The following is a 19,443-nucleotide window of genomic DNA, read 5'->3' as shown; positions in this document are numbered from 1 at the left end:
AGGTCGTATGAATGGGACTTCCCCCATGGTATCACTGCGGCCGCGCCAGGCGCAGCGTCAGGCCGATGGGCGACATCACAAAACCCATCAGTTCCTGCGCCTCGCCGCCATCGGGCGTGTCGACGCCGGCGATGTCGAAGCTGCCCAGCAGCATGGCCATGGCGATCTTGATTTCCAACAAGGCCAGGTAGCGGCCCGGACACGTGCGCAAGCCGGCGCCGAAGGGCATGGCGGCGCGCTTGTTGTTCGCCTCGCCCCCTTCGGCCAGCCAGCGCTCGGGCTGGAAGGCTTGCGCGTCGGGAAAGTGCGCATCGGACACCGTGTCGTGGCGCATCACGCACCACACGAGGGTGCCGGCCGGCACGGCGATATCGGCGATGACCGTGTCGCGCAGCGCTTCCACGGGCAGGAAGGGGGCCACCGGCTTCAGGCGCATGGCTTCGCTGGCGCAGGCGCCCAGGTAGTCGAGGCTATCCATCTGCTCGATCGTGAAGCGGGCCGTGTCGGGCGCCAGGCGCCGCACTTCCTCGCGCGCCCGCGCCAGGGTGTGCGGATGGCGTTGCAACAGGTAAATCATCCAGGACAGCGTATTGGCCGTCGTATCCTCGCCCGCCAGCAGCATGGTCAGCACATTGCCGGCCACGGCGCGGTCGTTCACGCCGCTGTCCTTTTCGTCGGCGGCGGCGATCATCGCTTCGAGCAGGTTGGGCGGACGCTCGCGGCGTGCCGGGTCGCGCGCCATGCGCGTGCGCGCCTGCTGCACCAGGTCGGCCACGGCGGCGGACAGGGCCGCCACGTCGCGGTCCAGGCGGCGGTCGACGGGCAGCTTGACGTAGCGCCAGTACGGGAACATGGACAGGCTGCGCCGCGCCACGGCGGGCAGGATGGCGTCCATGTGGCGCTGGATCACGTCTTCGCCCGCTTCCAGCGTATTGACCTCGGTGCCGAAGGCGAGGCCGGCGATGATGTCGACCGTGTAGCGTTTCAGGTCGCCATCGAGGTTGATCGCTTGGCCTTGCGTGGCGGCAAGATGCCAGCGCCGCCGCAGGCGCTGCGCCACCGTCGCCAGCGCGGAGAAGTAGGCCTTGACGGCGCCGGGCGCCATGCCGGCCATGACCATGCGGCGCTGGTTGCGCCATTCCATGCCCTCGGCCAGGAACAGGCCGGGGATGCCGCCCATCTCCTCGGAAACGATGGAGCTGCTCAGGGGGCGGCGAAAGCCGTCGGGCCGGTCGCGCAGCACGGCGGCGACGGCCTCGCTGTCGGCCACCACCAGCACCAGGGTGCGGCCGAACCAGGCGCGCATGTAGGGGCCGTAGCGCCGCACCCACGCTTCCACGTCGCGGTGGATGCGCGTGAGCTTGATCTGCAGGCTGTTGCCGACGATGGGCAGGGCGAATGGCCCCGGCAGGCGGCGAATCTGGCGCAGGACCGTGGTGGCGGGCGCGGCGGCGTGGTCGAGCGGGGGCATGGCGTACTCCTGGTGGATGGCGACAATGACTTCACTGTAGCGCGCTTGCACGTCCGCGTCTTGAACGAATACGACATCGGGCGCGGCCGGAAATTGCCGGTACAATCGTCGCCATGCCTGCCGCCCCTACGCCCCTGACCCGCCTGATCGCGCCGCGCACGGCGCTCGCTTCCTGCGTGCGCGCCTTCCTCGTGCGCGACACCACGGGCTGCGCGCCGCTGCCGCCGGCGCAGCGCCTGAACCGCTTTCCCGCCGCGCCCATGTGCAGCATCGTCTGGACCGTCGCGGGCGACGTGGAAGCGGCAGCGCCGGGCCTGTCGCTGCGGGACGTGCGCATGCCGCCCGCGCTGTTCGGCGGCCCCCGCTCGTATCCGCTGGTCAGCTACAACCCCGGCCCCGTGCATACGTTTGTGGTGATGTTCTACCCGGCCGCCCTGCATGCGTTGTCGGGCGTCTCGATGGATGGCTTGCTGGACCAGTTCCGCCCGCTCGACGCGCTGTTCGATGGGGACTGGCTGGCCCTGTCGGACGCCGTGCTGGCGGCGCCCGACGATGCGGTCCGCGTCAGGCTGGTGGAGGATTTTCTCGCGCCGCGCTGGGCGCTGGCGCGCAAGAGCGGCGACCATCCGGCCGGCGCCGTGCAGGACTGGGTGCGCCGCCTGGCCGTGCAGGCGGCATCGACGGGCCTGGCCAGCAGCGCGCGCAATATCGAGCGCCGCATCAAGGCCTGGGCCGGCCAGCCCATGCGCACCTTGCGCCGCATGCGCCGCGCGGAACAGCTGTTTCTCGACGAGCGCGGCGCCATCCTGCAGGGCACGGCGTCCTGGTCCGACGTCGCCGCCAGCGGCGGTTACGCCGACCAGGCCCATTTTTGCCGCGAGACGCGCGAAATCACGGGCTTGAGCCCCACCGAGCTGGCGCGCGCCATGCGCGACGATGAAAGCTACTGGATATACAGGGTGTGGAGTTGAACAGGATTTGTTACCCGGTGTAGACGACGCCTTTGCGCAAGGTCACTTCATGGTGCCCCGCGCCGGGCGCCATCATGGGGAAGCAGTTTTCCGCGCCGTGCACGCGCACGTCGAGGAAGTACGGGCCCTCCGATGCCAGGCAGGCCGCCAGTGCCGCGTCGAGCTCCTCGCGCCGGCTCACCGTGCGCGCCTGCCAGCCGAACGCGCGCGCCAGGGCGACGAAATCGGGCAGCGCTTCCGTGTAGCTGTGGCTGTAGCGCCCGCCATGGATGAGTTCCTGCCACTGGCGCACCATGCCCATGTAGCCATTGTTCGACAACACCACTTTCACGGGCAGGCGGTGCTGCACCGCCGTGGCCAGTTCCTGGATATTCATCAAGATCGACGCGTCGCCGCTGACGCACACGACGCGCTTGCCCGGATGGGCGATCTGCGCGCCGATGGCGGCCGGCAAGCCATAGCCCATGGTGCCGGCGCCGCCCGAGGTGAGCCAGCGGCGCGGCTGCTCGAAGCGCAAGTGCTGCGCCGCCCACATCTGGTGCTGGCCCACGTCGGTGGAAACGATGGCGTCGCCGCCGTCCATGCCGTCCAGCGCCGCCTGCAGCCGCCGCATCAGCGCCTGCGGCGCGATCACCTCCGGCGTATCGTCGAACGCCAGGCTGTCCTGGGCGCGCCAGGCGTCGATGCGCTGCCACCACGGCTGGCGGTCCGCCAGCAGGCGTCCGCGCAGCTGCACCAGCAAGGCGGCCAATATGGGCGCGCAATCGCCGCGCAAGGCCACGTCGGCGTGCACCACCTTGTGTATGGAGGCCGGGTCGATGTCGATGTGGATGACCTTTGCGCCAGGACAAAACGCATCCAGGCGGCCCGTGACCCGGTCGTCGAAGCGGGCGCCGACGCAGACGATCAGATCGGCATGGTGCATGGCCAGGTTCGCTTCCAGGGTGCCGTGCATGCCCAGCATGCCGAGGAAGGCCGGGTGCGAGGCGGGAAAGGCGCCCAGGCCCAATAAGGTCAGGGTGCACGGCGCGGCGGCCAGTTTCACCAGTTGCTGGAAGGCGGCGCAGGCATCCAGGCCGGAATTGACGAGGCCCCCGCCGCCATAGAACACGGGCTGGCGCGCGCCGGCGATCAGGCTGGCGGCCCGTTCCAGATCGGATGCTGCCGGCAGGGGCGTGGCGGCGGCAGATGCGGCGGGCGGCAGCGGCGCGTGCTGCGTGACGGGCGCCAGCTGCAGATCCTTGGGAAAATCGACCAGCACGGGGCCGGGCCGGCCCTGCGTGGCCTGGATAAATGCTTCGTGCATGACGGCGGCCGTTTCCTCGGCCGCGCGGATTTGCCGGTTCCACTTGGTGACGGGGCGCGAAATGCCCAGCGCATCGCATTCCTGGAAGGCGTTGGTGCCGATGCTGGTGCTGGCCACCTGGCCGCTGATGCAGATGACGGGAACCGAATCGCACAGGGCGTCGAGCAAGCCCGTGGTGGTGTTGCTCATGCCGGGACCGGACGTGACGAAGACGACGCCGGGCCGGCCCGTGCTGCGCGCATAACCTTCGGCCGCGTGCACGGCCGCCTGTTCGTGGCGCACCAGCACGTGACGCAGGCGGGGCTGCGCGTGCAGCGCGTCGTACAGGGGCAGCACGGCGCCGCCCGGGTAGCCGAAGACGGTGTCGACGCCCAGGGCCAGCAGGGTGTCGATCAGGGTGCTGGCGCCGTTGCGCGGCGCAAGGTCGGCGGCGGGAGCGAGGAGGGGAGCGGGATCGGGTTTCATGGCCTTATTTTCTGCCTGATGGGGCAGAAAAGGCTGCTGGTTTTCTCGTATAGAATGCGATATTCAGTAAAATTTGCTGTGAAATAAGGATATGACAGAATGAAACTGGATAAATTCGACCTCGCCATCCTGACGGCCCTGCAGCAGGATGCCCGCATCAGCCTGCACGACCTGAGCGCCAAGGTGGGCCTGACCTCGTCGCCGTGCTGGGCGCGCATCAAGCGCATGGAAGACGATGGCGTCATCGAAGGCTACACGGTGAACGTCAACGCGGCCAAGGTGGGGCTGGCCGACACCGTCATCGTGCAAGTGACGCTGGACGACCATTCCGACCAGGCCCTGTTCGAATTCGGCCACGCGCTGGCCATGATCCCGGAAGTGCTGGAAGCGTTTCTCGTCTCGGGCGACTACGATTACTATCTGCGCATCGCGGTGAGCGACACGCGCGACTACGAACGCCTGCTGCGCGAGCGTTTATATAAAATTCCCGGCATCCGCCACAGCAAATCGAGTTTCGTGTTGCGCCAGCTCAAACAGAGCTACCTGCCCTTGCAGCGATAAGTCTGCCTGCACGGCGGGAGTTTTTCCCTGGTTCCCCGATGGTGACTGTCCGATACTGGACAGTAATAAAAACCACGATAAAACTGGGGATACGCATGAAACTGACTTTATTGGCCGCCGCCGCCATGGCCCTGTGCCAGGCGCACGCCGCCGAACCGGCCGCAGCCAGCCTGGCCGCGAACCTGGCCACCTCGGGTGACTTGCCCACCGTCATCATCACGGGCAGCATGCCGCTGCCCACCGTGGACCAGCCGCGCGACACCCTGGCCGCGCCCGTGCAGACGGCCAGCGCGCAGCAGATCGCCCGCAGCGGCGCGCTCGACATCTCCGCCTTCCTGCGCCGCAACCTGGGCAGCGTCTACGTGAACGAGGTACAGAACAACCCGTTCCAGCCCGACGTCAGCTACCGCGGCTATACGGCGTCGCCCCTGCTGGGCACGCCGCAAGGGTTGTCCGTGTACCTGGACGGCATGCGCTTGAACCAGCCGTTCGGCGACGTCGTCAGCTGGGACTTGATCCCGCGCATGGCCATCGAGTCGCTGACCCTGATGCCCGGCTCGAACCCCCTGTTCGGCTTGAATACCCTGGGCGGCGCGCTGGCGCTGCAAACCAAGGATGGCCGCAGCAGCCCCGGCACCGCCATCGAAGCGCGCCTGGGTTCCGACAAACGGCGCGCCGTCGAGGTCGAGCATGGCGGCAGCAATGCGCAAGGCTGGCACTGGTATGTGACGGGCAACCGCTTCAAGGAAGACGGCTGGCGCGACGATTCGCCGTCCGACGTGCGCCAGGTGTTTGGCAAGCTGGGCTGGAGCGATGCGCGCACGGATATCGCCGTTACCGTAGCCCACGCGGACAATGCGCTGACGGGCAACGGCTTGCAGGAACAGCGCCTGCTGGCGCGCGATTACCGCAGCGTGTATACCAAGCCGGATTTGACGCAGAACAAATCGACCCTGCTGAACCTGACGGGCAAGCACCAGGCCGGCGCGGCCTTGCTGCTGTCCGGCAATGTGTACTACCGCAAGATCGACACGCACACGTTCAATGGCGACTTGAACGACGAGTCGCTCGACCAGTCCGTCTACCAGCCGGGCGTGGCCGAGCGGGCGGCCCTGGCGGCGGCCGGCTACACGGGCTTTCCCGCCAGCGGGGCGAACGCGGCCAATACGCCCTTCCCGAAATGGCGCTGCATCGCCAACGTGCTGCTGAACGACGAGCCGGCCGAAAAATGCAATGGCATGCTCAACCGCAGCCATACGCGGCAGGAAAACTATGGGCTTTCGGGCCAGTTCACCGCGCTGGCCGACGTGGCGGGAGCGCGCCATGCCGTCACGGCCGGCGCCGCCTATGACACGAGCCACGCCACGTTCCGCCAGACGAGCCAGTTCGGCTACCTGAATCCGGACCGCAGCATCACGCCTGTGAACTTCTTTGCCGACGGCACGGAAATCGATGACGACGGCACGCCCGTCGACAACCGGGTCGACTTGAGCGGGCGCATGCGCACGTGGAGCGTGTATGCGAGCGACAGCATTGCGTTGAATCAAGACCTGACCTTGACCGTCTCCGGCCGCTACAACCGCAGCACGGTGCGCAACCGCGACGCCATCACGCCCGGCGGCGGCAGCGGTTCGCTGGACGGCGACCACCGTTTCAGCCGCTTCAATCCCGCCATCGGCCTGGCGTATGCGCCGGCCGCGGGCATCAGCGCGTATCTCGGCTACAACGAAGGCAGCCGCACGCCGACGGCCATCGAGCTCGGTTGCGCCGATCCGGAAAATCCGTGCCGCCTGCCCAACGCCATGGCCGGCGACCCGCCATTAAAGCAGGTCATCACGAAGACGTGGGAAGCGGGCGTGCGTGGCCAGTGGGGCGAGGTGGCCCGCTGGAGCGCGGGCGTGTTCCGCGCGGAAAATCACGACGATATCCTGTTCGTGGCCGACAACCAGGCGGGGTTTGGCTATTTCAAGAATTTCGGCAAGACGCGCCACCAGGGCGTGGAACTGGCGCTTGATGGCAAGGCGGGCATGCTGGACTTCGGCGTCAACTACACGTGGCTGCAGGCGACGTATCAAAGCCGGGAGCTCGTCAACGGCAGCGCCAACAGCAGCAGCGATGCGGAAGCACCGGGCCTGGAAGGCAATATCGTCATCACGCCCGGCAAGCGCATTCCCTTGACGCCCAGCCATATCCTGAAGGCGCATGTGGATATTCAGGGCGGACGCGACTGGACGGTGGGCCTGGCCATGACGGCCGTCTCCAGCGCCTATGCGCGCGGCAATGAAAACAATGTGCACCAGGCTGGCGGCCCAGCCTACCTGGGCGCGGGCAAGAGCGGCGGCTATGCCGTGGTCGAGCTGAACGGCAAATACCAGCTGACGCCACGGCTCAGCGTGTTTGCCCAGGTGAATAACCTGTTCGACCGGAAATATGCGACGGCGGCCCAGCTGGGTGCGACGGGTTTCGACGCCAACGGCAATTTCGCCGCCCGCCCGCTGCCCGCCGTGAACGGCGAGTATCCGATGGTCAATGCGACGTTTTATGCGGCCGGCGCGCCGCGCAGCGTGAATGTGGGCGTGCGCTATGCGTTTTAAGGATGGACCTGCTCGATGATGCCATTGCGCAGCGCCAGGTGCACGAGGGCGGCGGGGCCGGGCACGTCGAGCTTTTCCTTGATGCAAGTCTGGTGGTTGGCCACCGTCTTGCTGCTGACGTGCAGCAGGCGGGCGCAGTCGGCAGCGCTGCGGCCTTCGGCCAGCAGGCGGAAGATTTCGAATTCGCGCTGGCTCAGGCTGCTCAAGCGGTCCGCTTCCATGTTGGCCGTGCCTTGCAGCACGCCGGGCGCGCTGTGCGGGTCCAGGTAGCGCCGGCCCGCGTGGGCGGCGCGCACGGCGTCGACCAGGTGTTCCGGGTCGGCCTGCTTGCTGACGAAGCCGCAGGCGCCGCCGTCAAACGCGCGCGCGATCAGCTGGGGCGTGTCGTGCATGGTAAACACCAGCACGCGGGCGCCCGCGTCGCGCGCGAGCAGCTTGCGCAGCAATTCCAGGCCGCCGATGCCGGGCATGGACAAATCCGTCACGCAGACGTCGGGCGCGTGCTCCTGGTACAAGCCATACGCCGTTTCGCCATTGCCCGCCTCGGCCACGACGGCGATGTCGCCGCCCTGTTCCAGCAGGCGCCGGTAGCCCGTGCGCACCACGGGATGGTCGTCCACCAGCATCACGCGGATCGGCCGCATGCCGCTGTGCATGGCGTTCATGGCGCTCATGCCGCGCACCGTGCCGCCAGGGCCACTTCGATGCGCAAGCCGTTGCCCAGCGCATTGATCCAGCGGATATGGCCGCGCAGACCGGCCACGCGCTCGCGCATGCCCAGCATGCCGAAACCGTCTGCTGGCGTCTTGTCCTGGCGCAAACCCCGGCCATTGTCTTCGATGGCCAGGTGCAGCAAGCCGTGCGCATCGGCGCGCAATTCCACCGTGGCCCGGTCGGCGCCCGCGTGGCGCGCCACGTTCGTCAAGCCTTCCTGCACCAGGCGGTAGATGGCGGTGGCGGTGCTGTCGTCGAGGCCGGCGGGGATGGCGTGCGGCGCGAAATGGCAGGCGATGCCGTGCTGCTGGGTCCAGCTGTCGCACAGCGCCTGCAGCGCCGGCGCCAATCCCAGGCTGTCGAGCACGGGCGGGCGCAGCCGGCGCAGCATCGTGCGCACCATCGCGTGCAGCGCTTCCGACGAGCGGGCGATGCTGGCGGCGCACGCCTGCACGTTCGCCTGGTCGCCCTCGCGCGCGCGCAGGATGTAGCTGGCGGCGGCGCGGATGGCCGTGCAATCCTGTCCCACTTCATCGTGCAGCTCGCGCGCCAGCGCGCAGCGTTCCTCTTCCTGCGCGCGCAGCAGGCGCTGCGTGAGGGCGCGGTTTTGCGCCAGCAGCAGCGCCACCTGGCGGCCGCGCCGCATGGCAAAGCCGGCCAGCGCCAGCACCAGCAGCAGCAGGCTCAGGGCCAGTTCATCGAGCTGCCAATGTTCCTGGCGCCAGAGCGACTGCGTCAGCCGTTCGGCCAGGTCCAGCCTGGCGGCCAGCAGGAAAAAAGCCAGCGCCAGCGCGCAGCACAGCAGGACGGTCCGGCGCGGCCGGGCGTGCGCGCTTGCCTGGGCGCCAAATTGATGGTGTTCCATGATGCTGCTCCCTGAGCACGGTCGATCTCTTTGTTGTGCAAGCTTCATGCCATCGCTGCAGGGGCTGTGGCCGGGCGCGTGGCGGGGAGAGACAAGTGTTCCAGGATGGAACAGGTGTACCGCGATGTGACGGGAAGATGATGGTGCGGCAGACGCGGTTTTCGAGCTTATCTGAAGTCGGGCCGGCACGCTGGCGCGCACGTCTGCAGTGTGCGCTCTTGTTGTTCAAATGTAACGTTGAGATTCCTCAAACTTTCATAGATAAAACAAAACAAAGTTTCGCGGAGTTAGATAAAAAATAAATAAATGATATTAAAAATATGATATTTGTTTTATACGATTTGCTATATTTGTTGACACTTTTGTGAAAAAGCTGAAAGCGGGCGTCAGACCTGCCGACCTATCTATCCACAACAATCAAGGGAATAGAATGAATCGTTTATCACATGCGCGGGTATCGCCCGCCACCGCCAATCCGCCCGCTACCCGCGGTCGCGTCGCCGTCCTTGCCGCGCTGGCCACCTTGTCTGTGCTGGGCTCGGCACCGGCCCTGGCCGGTGTCCTGACTTTCGACAACTTGCGTCCCGACGTGTATGAAAGCGGCCAGACGCTCAATACGTCGAGCTACAACCTGCTGTTCCTGGCCGACCCGACGACGGCGGCCGGCGGCGGCGTCAGCGGCGTGGGCGCCATCCTCGATGGCCGCGTGGGTTCGTCGTGCGATATCGCTGCCTGCCCGCAGGGCGCCACCGGCAATTACCTGGCTATCCTCAACGATGGCGGCGTGAATTTCACGCGCGCCGACCACCAGGCATTCACCCTGGCCGGTTTCGATTATTCCTTTATCGCTCCCGTGTCCGGCTTGCCGAACCAGAATTGGGGCCAGCTGCAGCTGAGCGGCACCCTCAGCGACGGCCAGGTGATCAGCACCTCGCTGGCGTTTCCCGGCCAGGGCAGCGATGGCAATTACCATTTCCAGAGCGCTTCCCTGCTGGGCGGCTTCAGCAACTATGCGTTTACGGGCCTGACCTTCAATGCGTGCATCTTCAACGATACGGGCGCGTGCAGCAATTCCCTCGATTTCCCCGCCTTCAACCAGGGCCAGTTTGCGCTCGACAATATCAACATCAGCGCCGTGCCGGAACCGTCGACCTACATGCTGATGCTGGCCGGCCTGGGTGCCATCGGCATGCTGTCGCGCCGCCGTACCGGCAAGTTCGCCGCCTCCACCGTGCAAGGAGCGTAAGATGAAATTACGTCCCGTTTCGCTCGGCATCCTCTTGCTGGCCGCCAGCCTGGCGCAAGCGGCGCAGGCGCAGGAACGCCGCTCCTACATCGTGCAATTGGTCGACAAGCCGGCCGCCACCTACACGGGCCAGGTCGACGGCCTGGCCGCCACCAAGCCGGCCCCCGGCGCGCGCATCAACGTGGGCGCCGCCGATGTGCAGGCCTATTTGAGCTACCTCGACACCAAGCAGGCCGCCGTGGCCGGCACCGTCAGCGCGGCTGAAATCACGCACCAGTACAGCGTCGTCTTCAACGGCTTTTCCGCCTTGCTGACGGACGATGAAGTGCGGGCCCTGAAGAAAAACAGCGGCGTGGCCAGCATCAGCGCCGACTCCATCCTGCAGCTCGACACCAGCTACACGCCCAGCTTCCTGGGCCTGGACAAGCCGGGCGGCATCTGGGAGCAGCTGGGCGGCAAGGCGCACGCGGGTGAAGACATCATCATCGGCATCGTCGACAGCGGCATCTGGCCGGAAAACACGGCCTTTGCCGACCGCCTGGACGAGAATGGCGTACCTAGCCACAGCGGCAACAATGTCGTGTACGGCGCGCCGCCGGCCAGCTGGCAGGGCACTTGCCAGACGGGCGAAGGTTTCTCCGCCGAGAATTGCAACAACAAGCTGATCGGTGCGCGCTACTACCGCGCCGCCACGTCGGCGCTGCACTGGACGGAATTTTTGTCACCGCGCGATTCCGTCGCCGGCCTGACGGGGCACGGCGGCCATGGCACGCATACGGCGTCCACGGCGGGCGGCAACAATGGCGCCCTGGCCACTTCGAACGGCGTCTCGCTGGGCAAGGCGTCCGGCATGGCGCCGCGCGCCCGCATCGCCGCCTATAAGGTGTGCTGGACGGCCGCCTCGACGGGCCGCAACGGCTGCGCCACGGCCGACAGCGTGGCCGCCATCGACCAGGCGGTCAAGGATGGCGTGAACGTCATCAACTTCTCCATCGGCCCGAACGCGGGCGGCGGCGCCTTCGACGAGCCGACGGAAGTGGCCTTCCTTGGCGCGGCGGCGGCCGGCGTGTTTGTCGCTACATCGGGCGGCAATTCCGGCCCGGCCACGCCCGCACCCGACGTGCCGGCGCCCGTGTCGCACATCAGCCCGTGGCTGGCAACGGTGGCCAATTCCACCCACAACCGCCTGTACGCGGCCAACGTCACTCTCAGCAGCGGCACGAAACTGGAAGGCGCATCGAGCAATGCGAATACGCCGGCGCTGCCGCTGATCCAGTCGCGCGACGCGGGCCTGGCCGGCGTGCTGCCGACGGATGTCAACTTGCTGCGCTGCTTCGGCGTGGCCGATGCCACGTCGGCGTATCTCGACCCGGCGAAAGTGGCGGGCAAGATACTCGTGTGCGACCGTGGCGGCAACGTGCTGGTCAACAAGAGCGCGAACGCCAAAACGGCCGGTGCGGCGGGCGTGATCATCGCCAACGTGGCCGGCGGCGCCAACACCGTCATCAACCAGGCGCACGCGCTGTCGACCGTGCACCTGGCGCAGGCGCAGGGCGACGCGCTGAAGGCCTTCATGGCGGCGACGCCCGACGGCACGGCGGCATTGGGCGAAATCCACACCACCGCCGACACGACGGTGCAGGCGCCGATCGTCAGCGACCGTTCCTCGCGCGGCCCGAACGTGGCCAACGCGAACATCCTGAAACCGGATCTCTCGGCGCCCGGCACCAACGTGCTGGCCGGCGTGACGGCCGACCTGACGCAGGCGCAGCGCGATGCCGTGGCGGCAGGCGGCGTGGCGCCGGCGGCCGAATGGGATTTCTATTCCGGCACCTCGATGGCCAGCCCGCACGTGGCCGGCGTGGCGGCACTGCTCAAGCAGCAGCATCCTGACTGGTCGCCCGCGGCCATCAAGTCGGCGCTGATGACGACGGCTTTCAGCACCTATTCGGACGGCTTGAACGGTTCCGTGTCGTGGGATGCCACGGCGAAGAACTCGGGCCAGCTGCCGTGGGGCCAGGGCGCCGGCCACATCGCGCCGAACAGCGCGGCCGATCCGGGCCTCGTGTACGACATGTCGGAAATCGACTATGCGCGCTTCCTGTGCGGCCTGAACCTGAAGGTCTACAGCGCCGCCACGTGCCAGGCCATCGGTACGATCGCGGCCTATAACCTGAACCTGGCGTCGCTGACGGCGGCCAACGTGCTGGGCACGCAAACCCTGACGCGCACGGTGACCAACGTGGGCGCCAGCAGCGCCGTCTACAACGTCTCTGCCAGCTTGCCGGGCTATACGGTGGCGGTGACGCCAACGAGCCTGAGCCTGGCGCCGGGCGCCAAGGGCCAGTACCAGGTCAAGCTGACGCGCACCACGGCGCCGGCCAATACCTGGACCTACGGCGCCCTGAGCTGGACGGATGGCACGCACACGGTGCGCAGCCCGCTGACGGCGCGCGGCACGGCGCTGGTGGCCATTCCGCTGGTCAGCAGCGAAGCGGCCACGGGCAGCAAGGTGCTGACCCTGGGCACGGGCTTCTCGGGCGCGCTGGTGGGCGTCAAGTCGGGTCTCGTCGAAGCCGTGCGCCAGGCGCGCACGATCGGCCAGGCGACGACGGGCGCCGCCGCATCGGCTGCCTGCAAGGCGGGCGGCGCCACGGGCGTGAACGTGCACAATGTGGTGATCCCGGCCGGCACCCTGGCGGCGCGCTTTGCCACCTACGATGCGGAAACGACGGGCGGCGCGAATACCGACATGGACATGGAGGTCTACAACGCCGCCAATGTGCTGGTCGGCAGCAGCGGCAATGAAAGTTCCAATGAGCAAGTGGAACTGCGCCTGCCCGCCGCCGGCACCTACAAGGTGTGCGTGATCGGCTTTGCGCCGCAAAACGGCCAGGCCGACTACACCTTGTCGTCGTGGGTGCTGGCGCCGGGCTTGTCGAATGGCGGCTTCAAGGCGCTGATGCCGGGCACGGCCTACACGGGCGGCACGGCGACTGTCTCGCTGAGCTGGTCCAACCTGGCCGAAGGCAAGCGCCACCTGGGCGCCGTCGGCTACCAGGTGGCTGGCGTGGTGCAGGGCGTGACGGTGGTCGAGGTCAATACCAACGATCCCGTGCCGCTGTTCCAGAACGCGCGCGGCGCCAAGCCGGTGCTGGCTGAGTAAACCGTTCTTTGCTTGAACGCAAGGCGTGCCTCCGGGCACGCTTTTTTTTTATTCACCCACCCCCGTTCGGGAGGAATAGCACTTGCATGGTGGTAACGCCAACGGTATCTTGTCGGATAGCCATGGCTTTGTGCCCTGGCATTCTTGGGGAGTCGCGCGTGACCAGTTTCCGCACCAATACCGACCGCCTGCTGGAAGTGCGCCTGCAGGATGAAAAAGTGCTGGCGATTGCCGGCGCCATGGTCGCCTATACGGGCAGCATCAAATTTGAAAAATCCCTGCTCGGCGGCGAGGGCCTGTTCGGCGCGCTCAAGCGCAAGGTGACGAACGAAGGCATGCAGGTGATGCAGGCAGCCGGCACGGGCACCGTGTTTTTCGCGCAGAATGCGGCCGAAATCACCGTCATTCCGTTGACGGGTGAAAAGCTGACCATCGAAAGCAGCAGCCTGCTGGCCTACGACACGAGCCTGAAGACGGGCACCAGCTTTGCGGGTCTGCGCGGCGCCAGTTCGGGCCAGGGCCTGTTTTCCACCACCGTCGAAGGGCACGGCAACCTGGCCGTCATTTCGCGCGGCAACCTGATCATGCTGGAAGTGACGCCCGCGCACCCGCTGCGCGTGGACCCGGACGCCTTCGTCGGCTTCAAGGGCGATATCCGCCAGGAATTCGTTTTCGACGTCAACTGGCGCACGATGATCGGCCAGAGCTCGGGCGAATCGTACCAGCACAAATTCACAGGCCAGGGCGTGGTGTTCATCCAGCCCGCCGAACGTTAAGTCAGCGAGGACCCGCGATGCCTGTCTATCAGCAAATCAATGAAAAGATGCTTGAGGTCAAACTCGGCAATGAAGAAGTGTTCGCGCGCAAGGGCGCTATGGTGTCCTACCAGGGCGACGTGGCGTTCAGCCGTTCCTTCCTGGCCGGCCAGGGCGTGCAAAGCCTGGCCATGCGCGCCGTCACGAACGAGGGCTATGCCCTGATGTCGGCGCGCGGCACGGGCAGCGTGTTTTACGCGCAGGGCGGCCTGTTCGTCACCATCGTCCCCGTGCGCGGCGAAACGTTTTATGTGGAAAGCGATTCCCTGCTGGCCTTCGATGCGCGCCTGACGGCCGGCACCATGTTCCTCGGCAACCAGGGCGGCGTGCAGGGCGTGGTGCGCGGCATGGCCTCGGGCCAGGGCTTGTTTACCACCACCTTGCAAGGCACGGGCGAAGTGGCGATTTTGTCGGACGGCAATGCCATCGGCTTGCCCGTCACGCCGGACGTGCCCGTGTTTGTCGACCCGCAAGCGTATATCGGCCACACGGGGCAGTTGAGCTCGACCATCGTCACGGACTTGAACTGGAAAACCTTCGTCGGCCAGGCGTCCGGCGAATCGTACCAGGTGAAATTCACGGGCCAGGGCACGGTCTACATCCAAGCGAGCGAAAGGTAAGCCATGACGATTTACAATCCCGATACCTTGCCGAAGAACGATAACCTGAACCGTTTTTCGTATGTCATCGACGTCAAGGAGCAGATCTTCATTCGCAAGGGCAAGATGATCGCCTTCTATGGCGAACTGCGCTTCGAAGCCATGGGCAGCAGCGTGCTCGACTTGATCGTGCGCAATGCCTTCAATGCACCGAAATACGTGCACCACTTTGTCGTGGCGCAAGGGCAAGGCCAGTTGATCCTGGGCGACAACGGCAACGACCTGGCGTGCTACGACCTGGACAACGCCAACATGACCATCCGCGCGAAAAACCTGCTGGGTTTTACGAAGGATGTGATTTGCCAGGAATCGACCTTGCCCGGTTATCTGACCATGCTCGGCACGGGCAAGGTCATCGCCTCGTCGAACGGCCCTGTGCATTTCCTCGAACTGCCGTGCCGCGTGGATGAGCAGGCCGTGCTGGGCTGGGCCGATTGCCCCAGCCCCTCGTACCACTACGATTACGCCCACGTGCAGGGCTGGGCCTCGGCCGCCGGCGCGCTCACCGGTTTCAGTTTGTCGGGCGAGGAAAAGCAGATCGACTTCACGGGCGCCGGCACGGTGCTGGTGCAGTCGTCCGAACTGGACGTGACGGGCAGTTCCGCCCTGATGCAGCTGCTGGCGCAACTGCCGCTGCTGGGCAAGGAAGACCTCGGCACCTTGAGTCTTTCTGTCCAGCAGCAGATGAAGGAACAGCGCTAAGCTGCTTTACGGCCGCGCCCAGCCGGGCGGCCGCTTTTCTAAAAAGGCAGTGACGCCTTCCTGCGCATCCTCTTCCATCATGTTGCGCGCCATCACGTCGCCCGCATACGCATACGCGTCGTCCAGTGGCAGCTGGCGCTGTTGGTAAAACATTTGCTTGCCGTAGCGGATGGCCGTCGGGCTTTTCGCCATGATCTGCTGCGCCAGGCGCGCCACGGCGTCGTCGAGCGCCGCGTCGGCCACCGTTTCATTGATCAAGCCCCAGTCGGCGGCCGTGTCGGCGTCGATGAAGCGGCCCGTCACCAGCATGTCGAAGGCCCGCTTGGGCGACACATTGCGCGACAGGGCGACGGAGGGCGTGGCGCAGAACAGGCCCACGTTGATGCCGGAGACGGCAAAGCGCGCGGACGCGCCCGCCACGGCCAGGTCGCAGCTGGCGACCAGCTGGCAGCCGGCCGCCGTGGCGATGCCGTGCACGCGGGCAATTACTGGCACGGGCAAGGCCTGGATGGCTTGCATCACGCGCGAGCATTGCGCGAACAGGGTTTGATAATACGCAAGCTGGCGCGTGGCCTGCATCTGGCGCAAGTCGTGGCCCGCGCAAAAAGCCTTGCCTTCGGCGGCCAGCACCACGCAGCGCACGTGCGGCTGCTGCGCGACGGCGTCCAGCGCCTCTTGCAGCGCAGCCAGCATGGCTTCCGACAGGGCATTGAATTGCAGGGGACGGTTCAGGCGCAGGGTGACCAGGCCACCCTCGTCTTCGCGCAGTACCAGCGGCGCATCGTTATCCTGGGTTTCGGGTGTTGCGGTCATGCGGTCTCCCCTGGCCTGATGGCCTTGTTGTTTTAGGAAATCTTACTTGGCGGCATTGACGCTGCCGATGCCGGCGATCGACTTGTGCACGATCTTCGGCTTGCCGTAATACGTCAGTTCGCCCATGCCGCGCACCACGGCGTTCAGTTCGCCCGAGGAATACACCTTGACGGAGCCGATGCCTTCGAAATTGACGTCGACGTTTTTCGCCAGCAAGGCTTTCGTATCGACTTCGCCCACGCCTTGCGCCTTCAGGCGCAGCCAGTCGACCTGGCCATCGGCGGCCAGGCGGCCCGCGCCCTTGTAGCTGATGTCGACTCTTGGACCATTGAGCTTGGTCAATATCTTTTCGCCCGCGCCTTCCGCGATCAGCTTGCGCAAGGTGGGCATGGTGATGATGATGCGCGGATCGCCTTCCGTTTTCTTGATGTCCTTGTCCTTCATGGAAATTTTCAGTTCGCCATCGACCACTTCCGTGATCACGCCGCTGAGGAATTTCTGGTCGCCGCGCAGCAGCAGGCTTTGCTCCTTGCCAGATTCGACTTCGATGCTGATGGGGCCGCGGATATCGATGGCGTTGAAGGCGCCGACCGTGCGGGTTTGCTCGTCGGCATGCGCGAGGGTGGAGAGGCAGGCAAGGGACAGGACTGACAACAGGAACAGAGGGCGCATGGCGGTTTCCTTGAGTAGTTGATCAGTGTATTCTATTGTGCAACATCTCCATTGGGGAGAATTTTGCGATGAACGGCACAAATCGCGGCGCGGATGAGCGCCGCCATCGGCCAGCCGCGCGCCCGGCAAGGCGCCGTTGGGCTATGCTGTGGCGTACCGCGTCCTGGAGACTGCATGAAAAATTACCACAAAGAAGATTATCCCGTCGCCGACATCCGCCGCTTCCTCGAACCGGGGCCGGTGGTGCTGGTCAGTTCAACGTGGCAGGGCGAAAGCGACGTCATGACCATGGCCTGGCACATGCTGATGGAATTCACGCCATCCTTGCTGGGCTGCTTCATTTCCGACGCCAACCACAGCTATGAAATGATCAAGCGCAGCATGGAATGCGTGATCAACCTGCCCACGGCCGACATGGTCGACCAGGTGGTCGCCATCGGCAATTGCAGCGGCGCAGACACGGACAAGTTCACGGCCTTCGGCCTGACGCCGCAGCCGGCCGAGCAGGTGGGCGCGCCGCTGATCGCCGAGTGCTACGCCAACTTCGAATGCAAGCTGGCCCAGGTGGCGGGCAATCCGAAGGGCGGCTTCTTCATCTTCGAGTGCGTGAAAGCCCACGTGGCCACCTCGCCCAAGCTGCCCGAAACCCTGCACTACCGTGGCAACGGCGAGTTCATGGTATCGGGCCGCACCATCAGCCGCAAGAGTTTGATGAAGCCTGAAATGTCGTAGGACACCTGACCAAACCTACTGCGCGTCGATATAGGCGGCCTGCGATGTTCACCGTACCCGAGTACGGTTGCGCTTCTCGGCCACCTCTCTCTTCCGCTCGCTACGGTTTTGTCAGGTGTCGTTAATTCTCAAGATGCTCCCCGTATCTGTCCTGGGGTTAAATGACACCCTGCGCCAGCATGGCATCGGCCACTTTCACGAAGCCGGCGATATTGGCGCCATCCACATAGCTGACGGAACCGTCCGCGCGCGTGCCGTATTGCTTGCACGCGGCGTGGATGCCTTGCATGATCTGCAGCAAACGTGCATCGACTTCTTCGCGCGGCCACGATATGCGGGCCGCGTTCTGGCTCATTTCCAGACCGGAAGTCGCCACGCCGCCCGCATTGCTGGCCTTGCCCGGCGCATACAGCACGCCGGCCGCTTCGAAGGCCTTGGCTGCCTCGATAGTGGTGGGCATGTTGGCGCCTTCGGCCACGCACTGCACGCCATTGGCGATCAGGGTGCGGGCAGCGTCGATGTCCAGTTCGTTTTGCGTGGCGCAGGGCAGGGCGATGTCGACCGGCACATGCCATGGAGACACGCCCGCCTCGAAGCGCACGCCCGTGCGCGCGGCGTAATCGCTGACCCGGCCATACAGATGATTCTTGATCTCCATCAGGATGGCCAGTTTTTCCGGCGTGAAACCTTCCTCGTCGATGACGGTGCCGCTCGAATCGGAGACGGTGATGACTTTCGCGCCCATGGCCATGGCTTTTTCCACCGCGTATTGCGCCACGTTGCCCGAGCCGGACACGGACACGCGCATGCCTTCGAACGAGCGGCCCCGCGTTTTCAGCATTTCTTCTGCGAAATACACGGTGCCGTAGCCCGTCGCTTCCGGACGCATCAGCGAGCCGCCGAAGCTGGCGCCCTTGCCCGTGAACACGCAGTCGGCGCGGTTGCTGAGTTTTTTCATCATGCCGGCCATATAGCCCACTTCGCGCCCGCCCACGCCGATGTCGCCGGCCGGCACGTCCGTGTCCGAACCCACATGGCGGAACAGTTCGCTCACGAAGGCTTGGCAGAAACGCATCACTTCACCCGGGCTCTTGCCCTTCGGATCGAAATCGGCGCCGCCCTTGCCGCCGCCCATCGGTAACGTGGTCAGTGCATTCTTGAACGTTTGCTCGAATGCAAGGAATTTCAGCACGGACAGGGTCACGGACGGGTGGAAGCGGATGCCGCCCTTGTACGGCCCGATGGCCATGCTGTGCTGGATGCGGTAGCCGCGATTGACTTGCACTTGCCCATGGTCATCGACCCACGACACGCGGAACATCACCACGCGCTCCGGCTCGATCAAGCGTTCCAGCAAGCCTTGTTCCGCGTATTTCGGGTGCTGTTCCAGGAACGGCCACAAGCTCTCCATGACTTCGGTGACGGCTTGCAGAAACTCGGGTTGACCTGGATTGCGTGCGGCGACATGCTGGACATACTCGTGAGCAGATGCGTATTTCATCAGAATTCCATGGAGGTAATCGGTTATTTGGGCAACTATCATCGCAGATTTCGCACGAAAATGGTGCAGAAATTTGGTTTTGAGGGGTTTCTGCTACATTGTGGGGCGCGCTTTCCCATCAGGCGGCGAGGCCAGGCAGATAGTGGTCTGGTGGAAAAAATGACCGGAAAACAAAAAACGCCAGCGTGAG

The 19,443-nt window shown here is 65.4% G+C and carries 16 protein-coding genes; 9 read left to right on the top strand and 7 right to left on the bottom strand.

Translation table 11 applies throughout. The annotated features are described in order from the left end of the window. Nucleotides 1-31: 31 nt before the first annotated feature. Nucleotides 32-1,471, bottom strand: coding sequence for a cytochrome P450 (locus NCG91_RS07695; RefSeq protein WP_251349275.1), 1,440 nt, complete (start codon nucleotides 1,469-1,471; stop codon nucleotides 32-34). Between the two features lie 113 nt (nucleotides 1,472-1,584). Here NCG91_RS07695 and NCG91_RS07690 point away from each other — a divergent pair, with 113 nt between their 5' ends. Then, nucleotides 1,585-2,442 (top strand): helix-turn-helix domain-containing protein, encoded by an 858-nt coding sequence (locus NCG91_RS07690; RefSeq protein WP_251349274.1) that lies wholly within the window; start codon nucleotides 1,585-1,587, stop codon nucleotides 2,440-2,442. Between the two features lie 10 nt (nucleotides 2,443-2,452). On the opposite strand, the gene ilvB is transcribed toward NCG91_RS07690, so the two are convergent. Beyond that, nucleotides 2,453-4,213: a biosynthetic-type acetolactate synthase large subunit gene (gene ilvB, locus NCG91_RS07685; protein WP_251349273.1), complete on the bottom strand. Its 1,761-nt coding sequence runs from the start codon at nucleotides 4,211-4,213 to the stop codon at nucleotides 2,453-2,455. Nucleotides 4,214-4,312: 99 nt separating this feature from the next. Between ilvB and NCG91_RS07680 the strand changes: the two genes are divergently transcribed. Both NCG91_RS07680 and NCG91_RS07675 read left to right on the top strand, forming a co-directional pair. Then, nucleotides 4,313-4,774 (top strand): Lrp/AsnC family transcriptional regulator, encoded by a 462-nt coding sequence (locus NCG91_RS07680; protein WP_070217690.1) that lies wholly within the window; start codon nucleotides 4,313-4,315, stop codon nucleotides 4,772-4,774. Between the two features lie 95 nt (nucleotides 4,775-4,869). Further along, entirely contained in the window at nucleotides 4,870-7,368 is a 2,499-nt protein-coding gene (locus tag NCG91_RS07675) for a TonB-dependent receptor (protein ID WP_251349272.1), read from the top strand. Here the strand turns inward: NCG91_RS07675 and NCG91_RS07670 are convergent. Both NCG91_RS07670 and NCG91_RS07665 read right to left on the bottom strand, forming a co-directional pair. Beyond that, nucleotides 7,365-8,042 carry a response regulator transcription factor gene (locus tag NCG91_RS07670; protein WP_251349271.1) on the bottom strand — a complete coding sequence of 226 codons (678 nt, stop codon included), beginning with the start codon at nucleotides 8,040-8,042 and terminating at the stop codon, nucleotides 7,365-7,367. The two genes, NCG91_RS07675 and NCG91_RS07670, sit on opposite strands and share 4 nt — an antisense overlap. Further along, on the bottom strand, nucleotides 8,039-8,947 hold the full coding sequence (locus NCG91_RS07665; protein WP_251349270.1) for a histidine kinase: 909 nt from the start codon (nucleotides 8,945-8,947) through the stop codon (nucleotides 8,039-8,041). Before NCG91_RS07665 ends, NCG91_RS07670 begins: the two co-directional genes overlap by 4 nt. Before the next feature lie 430 nt (nucleotides 8,948-9,377). On the opposite strand from NCG91_RS07665, the gene NCG91_RS07660 reads away from it, so the two are divergent. From NCG91_RS07660 to NCG91_RS07630, 5 genes are all read left to right on the top strand, one after another. Beyond that, nucleotides 9,378-10,193: an NF038120 family PEP-CTERM protein gene (locus tag NCG91_RS07660; RefSeq protein ID WP_251349269.1), complete on the top strand. Its 816-nt coding sequence runs from the start codon at nucleotides 9,378-9,380 to the stop codon at nucleotides 10,191-10,193. A 1-nt stretch (nucleotide 10,194) separates the two neighbouring features. Beyond that, a complete protein-coding gene (locus tag NCG91_RS27995; protein ID WP_285817088.1) occupies nucleotides 10,195-13,359 on the top strand; it encodes a S8 family serine peptidase in 3,165 nt (1,054 codons plus the stop codon). A 158-nt stretch (nucleotides 13,360-13,517) separates the two neighbouring features. Then, nucleotides 13,518-14,135 (top strand): AIM24 family protein, encoded by a 618-nt coding sequence (locus tag NCG91_RS07640; protein ID WP_216350350.1) that lies wholly within the window; start codon nucleotides 13,518-13,520, stop codon nucleotides 14,133-14,135. A gap of 17 nt (nucleotides 14,136-14,152) precedes the next feature. Then, nucleotides 14,153-14,794 carry an AIM24 family protein gene (locus NCG91_RS07635; RefSeq protein ID WP_034784288.1) on the top strand — a complete coding sequence of 214 codons (642 nt, stop codon included), beginning with the start codon at nucleotides 14,153-14,155 and terminating at the stop codon, nucleotides 14,792-14,794. Nucleotides 14,795-14,797: 3 nt separating this feature from the next. Beyond that, the gene (locus NCG91_RS07630) at nucleotides 14,798-15,535 is read left to right on the top strand and encodes an AIM24 family protein (RefSeq protein WP_251349268.1); all 738 of its coding nucleotides are present in this window, start codon (nucleotides 14,798-14,800) and stop codon (nucleotides 15,533-15,535) included. Nucleotides 15,536-15,541: 6 nt separating this feature from the next. Here the strand turns inward: NCG91_RS07630 and NCG91_RS07625 are convergent, their stop codons facing one another. Together NCG91_RS07625 and NCG91_RS07620 are read right to left on the bottom strand one after the other, a co-directional pair. Continuing rightward, nucleotides 15,542-16,348: an enoyl-CoA hydratase gene (locus NCG91_RS07625; RefSeq protein ID WP_251349267.1), complete on the bottom strand. Its 807-nt coding sequence runs from the start codon at nucleotides 16,346-16,348 to the stop codon at nucleotides 15,542-15,544. 42 nt (nucleotides 16,349-16,390) lie between these two features. Further along, complete coding sequence (locus NCG91_RS07620; RefSeq protein ID WP_251349266.1) at nucleotides 16,391-17,020, bottom strand: head GIN domain-containing protein; 630 nt, start codon at nucleotides 17,018-17,020, stop codon at nucleotides 16,391-16,393. A gap of 174 nt (nucleotides 17,021-17,194) precedes the next feature. On the opposite strand from NCG91_RS07620, the gene NCG91_RS07615 reads away from it, so the two are divergent. Then, nucleotides 17,195-17,752, top strand: coding sequence for a flavin reductase family protein (locus NCG91_RS07615; RefSeq protein ID WP_077399216.1), 558 nt, complete (start codon nucleotides 17,195-17,197; stop codon nucleotides 17,750-17,752). 157 nt (nucleotides 17,753-17,909) lie between these two features. Here NCG91_RS07615 and gdhA read toward each other — a convergent pair whose 3' ends face one another. Beyond that, nucleotides 17,910-19,253 (bottom strand): NADP-specific glutamate dehydrogenase, encoded by a 1,344-nt coding sequence (gdhA, locus tag NCG91_RS07610; RefSeq protein WP_099665596.1) that lies wholly within the window; start codon nucleotides 19,251-19,253, stop codon nucleotides 17,910-17,912. Nucleotides 19,254-19,443: the final 190 nt, after the last annotated feature.

Origin of the sequence: Janthinobacterium kumbetense (genome assembly GCF_023703445.1) — a bacterium.
Classification (GTDB): Bacteria; Pseudomonadota; Gammaproteobacteria; order Burkholderiales; family Burkholderiaceae_D; genus Janthinobacterium; species Janthinobacterium kumbetense.
Note: the sequence above shows the minus strand (reverse complement) of the source record. Positions and strands in the feature narration are given on the sequence as shown.